The sequence below is a fragment of the Bacillus cereus group sp. BfR-BA-01330 genome (genome assembly GCF_022663885.1).
In the GTDB taxonomy this organism is placed as follows: domain Bacteria; phylum Bacillota; class Bacilli; order Bacillales; family Bacillaceae_G; genus Bacillus_A; species Bacillus_A cereus.
In genome coordinates this window covers 1-662 of the sequence record NZ_JAKUGK010000028.1, presented here as the reverse complement: position 1 = coordinate 662, position 662 = coordinate 1, and the positions used below count along the sequence as shown (strand labels likewise).

Genomic DNA, 662 nt, shown 5'->3' with positions numbered 1-662 from the left:
TGATGGCAGAGAGGTCACACCCGTTCCCATACCGAACACGGAAGTTAAGCTCTCTAGCGCCGATGGTAGTTGGGACCTTGTCCCTGTGAGAGTAGGACGTTGCCAGGCAAAATGGAGGATTAGCTCAGCTGGGAGAGCACCTGCCTTACAAGCAGGGGGTCGGCGGTTCGATCCCGTCATCCTCCACCATATATGTCGGAGGGGTAGCGAAGTGGCTAAACGCGGCGGACTGTAAATCCGCTCCTTCGGGTTCGGCAGTTCGAATCTGCCCCCCTCCACCATTCTTAATTAATGGGCTATAGCCAAGCGGTAAGGCAACGGACTTTGACTCCGTCATGCGCTGGTTCGAATCCAGCTAGCCCAGCCATTAAGAGCCATTAGCTCAGTTGGTAGAGCATCTGACTTTTAATCAGAGGGTCGAAGGTTCGAGTCCTTCATGGCTCACCATTTTAATGAAATATGCGGGTGTGGCGGAATTGGCAGACGCACTAGACTTAGGATCTAGCGCCTTTGGCGTGGGGGTTCGACTCCCTTCACCCGCACTTTTAATAAAATAACTCATACATGTCTTGCGGAAGTAGTTCAGTGGTAGAATACAACCTTGCCAAGGTTGGGGTCGCGGGTTCGAATCCCGTCTTCCGCTCCAATTTTCAATATGACAT

General features: G+C 52.1%; 6 tRNA genes and 1 rRNA gene. All 7 read left to right on the top strand.

Annotated features, from left to right (window positions below):
* Positions 1–108, top strand: a 5S ribosomal RNA gene (gene rrf, locus MR112_RS28595); the annotation flags it as partial.
* Positions 109–113: 5 nt separating this feature from the next.
* Positions 114–189 (top strand) — tRNA-Val (locus tag MR112_RS28590).
* Between the two features lie 8 nt (positions 190–197).
* Positions 198–281: transfer RNA gene (locus tag MR112_RS28585), tRNA-Tyr, on the top strand.
* 11 nt (positions 282–292) lie between these two features.
* A tRNA-Gln gene (locus MR112_RS28580) sits at positions 293–367 on the top strand.
* A gap of 4 nt (positions 368–371) precedes the next feature.
* Positions 372–447, top strand: a tRNA-Lys gene (locus tag MR112_RS28575).
* Between the two features lie 14 nt (positions 448–461).
* Positions 462–542: transfer RNA gene (locus MR112_RS28570), tRNA-Leu, on the top strand.
* Between the two features lie 29 nt (positions 543–571).
* A tRNA-Gly gene (locus MR112_RS28565) sits at positions 572–646 on the top strand.
* Positions 647–662: the final 16 nt, after the last annotated feature.